General features: G+C 48.3%; 7 protein-coding genes and 1 tRNA gene. 2 read left to right on the plus strand and 6 right to left on the minus strand.

The genetic code is table 11. From position 1 onward, the window contains the following. Window positions 1–290: 290 nt before the first annotated feature. Window positions 291–1,328 carry a sugar-binding transcriptional regulator gene (locus AC50YG_RS22740; RefSeq protein ID WP_494829860.1) on the minus strand — a complete coding sequence of 346 codons (1,038 nt, stop codon included), beginning with the start codon at window positions 1,326–1,328 and terminating at the stop codon, window positions 291–293. A 251-nt stretch (window positions 1,329–1,579) separates the two neighbouring features. Here AC50YG_RS22740 and AC50YG_RS22745 point away from each other — a divergent pair. Continuing rightward, a tRNA-Arg gene (locus tag AC50YG_RS22745) sits at window positions 1,580–1,651 on the plus strand. Between the two features lie 230 nt (window positions 1,652–1,881). Then, a complete protein-coding gene (clpP, locus tag AC50YG_RS22750; RefSeq protein WP_341280502.1) occupies window positions 1,882–2,463 on the plus strand; it encodes an ATP-dependent Clp endopeptidase proteolytic subunit ClpP in 582 nt (193 codons plus the stop codon). Between the two features lie 190 nt (window positions 2,464–2,653). On the opposite strand, the gene AC50YG_RS22755 is transcribed toward clpP, so the two are convergent. The 5 genes from AC50YG_RS22755 to AC50YG_RS22775 form a co-directional block, all read right to left on the minus strand. After that, a complete protein-coding gene (locus tag AC50YG_RS22755; protein WP_046234108.1) occupies window positions 2,654–2,923 on the minus strand; it encodes an HPr family phosphocarrier protein in 270 nt (89 codons plus the stop codon). A 97-nt stretch (window positions 2,924–3,020) separates the two neighbouring features. Then, window positions 3,021–3,950 carry a DNA-binding protein WhiA gene (gene whiA / locus AC50YG_RS22760; RefSeq protein ID WP_341280501.1) on the minus strand — a complete coding sequence of 310 codons (930 nt, stop codon included), beginning with the start codon at window positions 3,948–3,950 and terminating at the stop codon, window positions 3,021–3,023. 6 nt (window positions 3,951–3,956) lie between these two features. Next, complete coding sequence (locus tag AC50YG_RS22765) at window positions 3,957–4,943, minus strand: gluconeogenesis factor YvcK family protein (protein WP_473757049.1); 987 nt, start codon at window positions 4,941–4,943, stop codon at window positions 3,957–3,959. Window positions 4,944–4,955: 12 nt separating this feature from the next. Next, window positions 4,956–5,843 carry an RNase adapter RapZ gene (gene rapZ, locus AC50YG_RS22770; protein ID WP_341280499.1) on the minus strand — a complete coding sequence of 296 codons (888 nt, stop codon included), beginning with the start codon at window positions 5,841–5,843 and terminating at the stop codon, window positions 4,956–4,958. 54 nt (window positions 5,844–5,897) lie between these two features. Beyond that, window positions 5,898–6,848, minus strand: a complete 951-nt coding sequence (locus AC50YG_RS22775; protein WP_341280498.1) for an ROK family glucokinase — start codon at window positions 6,846–6,848, stop codon at window positions 5,898–5,900. Window positions 6,849–7,194: the final 346 nt, after the last annotated feature.

Raw genomic sequence — 7,194 nt, forward strand, 5'->3', positions numbered from 1 at the left:
AGTGTTTTGGGATAAAAAATATATTTCAAGACATTTCGCATGCCGGGTGCCATTGTCTCGCACGGCGCGAAGCATCAAGATCACTTGCCAAGGTGAAACGGCTGTTGCCATCCTTTGGTGGCGCGGCGCGTTTCAGTCCGAGAAATATAAGCGGAGTATAAGCGTGAAACTTATACTTTCTTACTATTTCAAGCAAAAACGACTTCATCGTCCTTCTAGGACGAGCGAAGAGCTTTGTCGGAGAAATATAAGTCCTATTTATAAGCTGCAACTTATAAATTCTTATATTTTTATGGAGCTGAGCCTTCAATAATCGAAATGATTTCTAATGCGGCAGCCTCATCAGTAACTAAAACATCATTGTGTCCAAAGCGCATAACTGCTGCGATCGCTTCGCCTTTGCTTTTGCCTCCGGCTACTCCAATAACAACTTCAGTCTTAACAATATCCTCGAGCCGTAGTCCTACCGTCGGCATCTTGTGAACCACTTGCCCGCTGCGATCAAAATAAAAACCGTAGGCTTCCGCAAGTGCCCCCTCCGCTTCAATACCCTGCATCGTCGCCTCATCAAGCTTCCTGCGCCGAGCCATCACCATAGCGTCTCCGATGCCGTGCACGACAATACGCGCCCTGCGGATCACTTCTATAATGTCCTGGATATTCGGTTCCTGCATAATGGGAGCATAAGCTTCCTCTCCAAGATGATCAGGAACGTGAAGCAGCCGATAATTGGCACCTGTCCGCTTCGCCATGGTGGAAGCAATCGTATTCGCCTGATAATCGACGCTTTCGCCTAGTCCGCCTCTTGCAGGCACGAACCAATTGGTTTTAAGCGGCGCCACGGCCGAAAGCTGATTTGCCACCTGAGCAGTCGTCGTACCGCCTGTAACGGCAATGACGTCGCCTTGCTCCATCGCTTTGCGCAGTACCTGTCCTCCTGCTCTGCCGAGTTCCCGCTTCGTCTGCGCGGATACATCAGAATCGCCGGCCACAACAACAACCTGGCTCAGCCCAAAATAACTTCTGATCTTCTCCTCAAGCTCCGACAAGCCGAAAATCGTCTGCACAAAAGGCTCAAACTGTTCCAGCAGTTCTTTGCCGGGTTCACTGATCCTCATGCCGGAGGCATGAATTTCAAGCAAGCCCTGTGACTTTAGAAAGTCCGTTTCTGCTCGCAGCACCCTCTCCGTCATACCCAACGTTGTCGCAAGCGTTCTGCGGCCGATTAGATCAGAGAGCATAACCTGGTGCAGTATCCTGTAGCGCTTCCTCATCACGTCGAGCAAATCTGGCAGAAGCTGCTGCTGCAATTCAATCATCTGGCGCATCTTCTAATTATTCACTCCACCCGTACTAAGTTAAGCGAAACTGATACTCATGCATTACGGTGGACACGAAACGTCCCATGCTTTCGTTTTAAGTCCCACCTCTATTTTACCGAACTTGATCTAACATTTCAAGTCAACAATTTCGTATGAAACCGTTTACCGACACGATTTTATCAAATTTATTTTTGATAGCTGGCTTGATTTCTATTCGTATTTAACCTATACTAAATCTTGCTGTTACTTTTATACATGCGCCCGTGGTCCAATGGATATGACGTAGGCCTCCGGAGCCTGAGATCTAGGTTCGATTCCTAGCGGGCGCGTTCTGATTAACCGATAACGATTTGCAGCGAGCAGTAGGCGTTTATGAAGCCTATTATGTGGCCACCCTGATGAAAGGGTGGTTTTTTTATTTCGTTTTTTAGCTATGAAACGGCATGCGTCCGAGAAAAATCTGATTTGTCTGACTATCTTTGACTTTTAACGTTTCATCCGCTATTATGATGTTACGGCAATATCAATCTTGTTATTTTTCGGAGGAGGTTTACAGGATATGAATTTCGTCCCTATGGTTATTGAGCAAACTAATCGCGGAGAGCGCTCCTACGACATCTATTCCCGGTTATTGAAGGATCGTATTATCTTCTTGGGCTCGGGCGTCAATGACGTTGTAGCCAACTCCATCATCGCACAGATGCTGTTTCTGACAGCAGATGACCCTGAGAAAGACATCTCCCTTTACATTAACAGCCCTGGCGGTTCGATCACCTCGGGTATGGCAATCTATGATACGATGCAATACATCAAGCCTGACGTATCCACCATTTGTGTAGGTATGGCAGCATCGATGGGCGCTTTCCTGCTTGCAGCAGGCGCCAAAGGCAAGCGTTACGCGCTTCCGAACAGCGAGGTTATGATTCACCAGCCGCTGGGCGGCGCTGAAGGCCAAGCGAGCGACATCGAAATCCGTGCTCGCCGCATTATCAAAATGCGCGACCACCTTAACGGAATCCTGTCCGAGCGCACAGGCCAACCGCTTGAGCGCGTTGAGAAGGATACCGATCGCGACTATTTCATGAGCGCCCAAGAAGCTTGCGCGTATGGTCTGGTTGATAAGGTTATTGAGAAAATCTAAATCATCCATCATTCATATGGGTGCATAACAAAACAAACCCGGTTCAGGCGAACCGGGTTTGTTTTGTTATGCACTCTTTTACAATATGCTTATATTTCAAAAAAAACCGCCCTGGATCACTCTGATCCAAAAGGCGGCATGGCCAAAAGATATGGTTATGAGCAGACGAGTCCCTGCTGCATAAGGCTTCTTATTGGTTCTCGAGCTCTTCCTTGCTTACCAATGCAGCTAAAGCGTTTACAGCCTGTTCTGCGTCCGAACCTTCCGCACTTATGAAAACTTCAGTGCCCGAACTGATTGCCAAGCTCATAATTCCCATAATCGATTTGGCATTCACTTTCTTGTCGTCTTTCTCGACGAATACTTCAGATGAAAATTTATTAGCTTCTTGTACGAATAATGCTGCAGGTCTTGCATGAAGACCTGTTTTTAGTCGAACGACAACCGGAAGCCTTGTCATGGAAACCATACCCCCTATATCTTATTCAATCCTTAATTATGCCGATAATTTTAAACTCATTGTATCATTATACCATCGGAAACATGAAGTTAAAAGTTTAGCCGTTGCGTATTTTTTCAGCAAGTTCATCAATTTTGCGAAGCCTGTGGTTTACGCCTGATTTGCTCACTGACCCTTTGAGCAGTTCTCCAACTTCCTTCAAGTTCAGATCGGGATGCTGCAGGCGAATTTCAGCGACTTCCTTGAGCTTATCCGGCAAATTTTCAAGGCCTAGCTCGCGGTCCAGCAGTTTAATATTATCAATCTGCCGCACGGACGCGCCGATGGTCTTGTTCAGGTTCGCTGTCTCGCAATTGACGATTCGATTGACGGAATTGCGCATATCGCGCATAATTCGCACATCCTCGAATTTAAACAGCGCCTGATGAGCGCCAATAATGTTCAGCAGCTCAATAATTTTCTCGCCTTCCTTAATGTAAAAAATAAAGCCTTTCTTCCGCTCGATGCAGCGTGCATTCAGCTCGAACTTATTGGCTAGCTCCACTAATGAGCCGCAATACTCCTCATACATCGAAGAGATTTCCAAATGGTACGAAGAACCCTCAGGGTTATTCACTGAACCTCCAGCAAGGAAAGCACCACGCAAATATGATCGTTTGCAGCAAGACTTCTTAATCATCGTCTTATCAATTCCGGAGTTGAATACGAAACCCTCAGATACGATATGAAGCTTGCTTAATATAGATTGTACCATTGTTGGAATACGTACGATATACACATTGTTCTTTTTCAGCCGCATTTTTTTCCGAACCAACAGCTCGGTGTGTACCTCAAAGTGCCTTTTGACCAGAGAATAAATACGACGGGCTATTGCAGCATTTTCTGTTGAGATGTCCAAAATGACTTTGCGGCTGGATAAGCTGACAGAACCATTCATCCGAATGAGCGCGGAAAGCTCTGCAAGCTCACAGCAGGAATCCGCTTCAATAAGCGTAAGTTCCTTTTTTGTTTGTGCCGCAAACGACATGGTTTGTCACCTCTTTCTAATCATCCAGTTTTCCACTAGCTTATAAATATGATGGCTTAGACGCTCGGCATCATGCCTTAGAAACGTCTGGAATAAAACAAAACGATCCGCAATAACCTCGCAGCCCTTGCTGCGAATAGCTTCCAAATCAATAGCGACGGGCTTCGCGCCCATCTCTGCGTATTTGGCTTCCACTTGCGGTGAAATTTCACCATTGTTCACAATGACATAATCGAATAATTGCAGGCCGATATGGGCCTCAATCGCATTCATATGATCCGATACCGTATAATTGTCCGTCTCACCCGGCTGCGTCATCACATTGCATACAAACAGCTTGACGGCGCAAGATTCCGTAATCGCTTGAGCCAGCATCGGAACAATCAAATTCGGCATAATACTCGTGTACAAGCTTCCCGGCCCAATTAAGATGGCATCTGCTTGCTCAATCGCTTTGACCGCTTCCGGCAGCGCGTGCGCATTCTCCGTATCAATGAATACACGTTTAATCGCTTGACCCGCCTTTGGAATCATCGACTCGCCAATGACGATCGAGCCATCGGCCATTTCCGCCTTAAGCACAATGGCCTGGGCTGCGGCAGGCAAAACCCGTCCGCGTACCGCCAGTACCCTGCTCAGCTCGCGTACGCCCGTCACAAAATCGCCTGTGATGTCTGCCATAGCAGCCAGCATTAAATTGCCAAGGCTATGCCCCGCAAGTCCTGTACCTGAATTAAATCGGTATTGCAGCACCTCTGCGAGCAGCGGCTCGGTGTCGGCAAGTGCCATCAGCACATTGCGAACATCGCCTGGAGGCGGAATTTGCAGCTCATTGCGCAGCACGCCGGAGCTGCCCCCATCATCAGCAACCGTGACGATGGCTGTAATATCCATAGGCTTTTCCTTAAGCCCGCGCAGCATAACGGATAATCCTGTGCCTCCGCCAATGACCACGATCTTGGGAGGCGCTCCTATTTTGTGCCTGTTCTGCATACGTTCCCTCCGTTAATGCTTGTCGCGGTCGGAATCGCGATGGCTGACGCGTACCCGTTCCGTATCACTGCTTCCCAGCACACGGCCCAAGTATTCCGAAATCGCCACCGAGCGATGTTTTCCTCCGGTGCAGCCAATGCCGATAACGACTTGGCTCTTCCCTTCCTTATGATAAAGCGGAAGAAGAAACTGGAGCATGTCAACCAGCTTAGCCAGAAACGCCTGCGTTTCCGGCCATTTCATCACATATTCATAAACCTCTGGCGTCTGGCCGGTATTTGGGCGCAGATGCTCAATATAATGAGGATTAGGCAAAAAACGCACATCATAAATTAAATCCGCATCAATCGGAATACCATATTTAAAGCCGAAAGAAATGACATTGACTGATAAGCTATTTTGCTCCAGGTTCGTGAACTTGGAAATAATTCGCTCTTTCAGCTGTGCGGGCTTGATGCTGCTCGTATCAATAACCAGCGAAGCAGACCCCTTCAGGTCCTCCAGCATTCTGCGTTCCAGCTTGATGCCGTCCAGCGGCAAGCCATCGGGCACAAGCGGGTGGCGGCGGCGGCTTTCCTTATAACGTTGAACAAGCACGCCATCCGTCGCATCCAGGAACAGTATCTCACAGCTTATGGTAGAATGGTCTTTAATATAACTTAAAGACTCCGCTAAAGCTGTAAAAAACTCCCTGCCGCGCAAGTCAATAACCAATGCAACCTTGCCGATCTTCCCGTTTGATTGCTCAATCAGCTCAGCAAACTTTGGGATAAGCACCGGGGGCAAATTATCGACGCAGAAGAAGCCAAGATCCTCCAGACTTTGTACAGCAATCGTTTTGCCCGCACCTGACATCCCTGTAATAATAACAAGCTTCGCTAGTGCTGCTGCCGTCTCCATCTTCTTCTCCTCCTCACAAGCGGGGAAAATGTCCCAGTTATCCTATGTTTATCGCTACGAGCGCAAAATCAATCCAGCCGCGCCAACGACACCTGCATTGTTGCCTAGCGTAGCAGGGATGATTTTCACGCCATCCTGCGCTTCTTTCTGTGTATACTTCTCGAATACTTCGCGAATTTGATCGAACAGAAAATCGCCGGCTTTGGATACGCCGCCGCCAATAATGAAGCATTGTGGATTCAGCACGACTGCCATGAGCGCCATCGAGCGTCCCAAATAATACGCAGCACGGCTTACAATGCGTATAGCCACTTCATCTCCAGCTTTCGCTGCATCGATAACGTCCTTCGCCATAATATCTGTCACTTGAGCAAGCGTCGTACGGTCGCCGCGCTCAACGGCATCCTTCGCCATACGGATAATGCCCGTTGCGGAAGATACGGTTTCCAGGCAGCCCATTTTGCCGCAGCCGCACTGGATCGCTTCGAGATCCGGCACAATCGCAATATGTCCTAGCTCGCCAGCCATACCCGCAAAACCTTCAACGATTTTGCCGCCGATAATAATACCGCCGCCAACGCCTGTACCAAGCGTATAGCATACGCAGTGATCGATGCCCTTGCCCGCGCCAGCCCAAGCTTCGCCCAGCGCCGCCACGTTTGCATCATTGTTTACCAGCACTTTAGTTGCAAGCTTGGCTTCCAAATAATCTTTCAAATTTACGTCGCGAATCTTCAAATTCGGCGCGAACTTAATATAACCTGTCGGAATGTCCAAGAAACCGGCTATTCCAACGCCTACGCCGCCAACCTGCTCCCATTCATAGGAAGATTCAGCGACGATGGCACGCGCATAAGCAGCAATATTTTCAAGGATAGCATCCGTACCTTTATTCGTTTCTGTGGGACCTTCATAGGTATGAAGCAAATCCCCGTTCTCGTTGCACAATCCGACCTTAATTGCCGTTCCGCCAACATCGATTCCAACGTAAATCTTTTGAGACATTTGTAGTCCACCTCATTAATATGTTAATCTTCTCTGTCCACTATAAGCGAAGCTCCTCCCTCTGGTCAAGGCGGGAAGCTCCTTGCTGCCGCTGGATTTGCACGTTGAGTTCACCCCGTATATCCATTAGACTAGGGTCAAGGTGAAACGGCTGTCGCCGTCCTTTGGCGGCGTAGCGCGTTTCATTCCGAGAAATATAGAGAAGGGATGGGACAACCATATCCTTTCCTATATTTCAAGGTGAAACGGCTGTCGCCGTCCTTTGGCGGCGTAGCGCGTTTCATTCCGAGAAATATAGAGAAGGGATGGGACAACCATATCCTTTCCTATATTTCAAGGTGAAACG

The sequence above is a fragment of the Paenibacillus sp. J31R34 genome (genome assembly GCF_059383715.1).

What these genes read in the sequence shown, in the direction of transcription:
- AC50YG_RS22740 (WP_494829860.1), bottom strand. Translation starts at nt 1,328, where the DNA reads ATGCGCCAGATGATTGAATTGCAGCAGCAGCTTCTGCCAGATTTGCTC.
- clpP (WP_341280502.1), top strand. Translation starts at nt 1,882, where the DNA reads ATGAATTTCGTCCCTATGGTTATTGAGCAAACTAATCGCGGAGAGCGC.
- AC50YG_RS22765 (WP_473757049.1), bottom strand. Translation starts at nt 4,943, where the DNA reads ATGCAGAACAGGCACAAAATAGGAGCGCCTCCCAAGATCGTGGTCATT.
- whiA (WP_341280501.1), bottom strand. Translation starts at nt 3,950, where the DNA reads ATGTCGTTTGCGGCACAAACAAAAAAGGAACTTACGCTTATTGAAGCG.
- AC50YG_RS22775 (WP_341280498.1), bottom strand. Translation starts at nt 6,848, where the DNA reads ATGTCTCAAAAGATTTACGTTGGAATCGATGTTGGCGGAACGGCAATT.
- rapZ (WP_341280499.1), bottom strand. Translation starts at nt 5,843, where the DNA reads ATGGAGACGGCAGCAGCACTAGCGAAGCTTGTTATTATTACAGGGATG.
- AC50YG_RS22755 (WP_046234108.1), bottom strand. Translation starts at nt 2,923, where the DNA reads ATGACAAGGCTTCCGGTTGTCGTTCGACTAAAAACAGGTCTTCATGCA.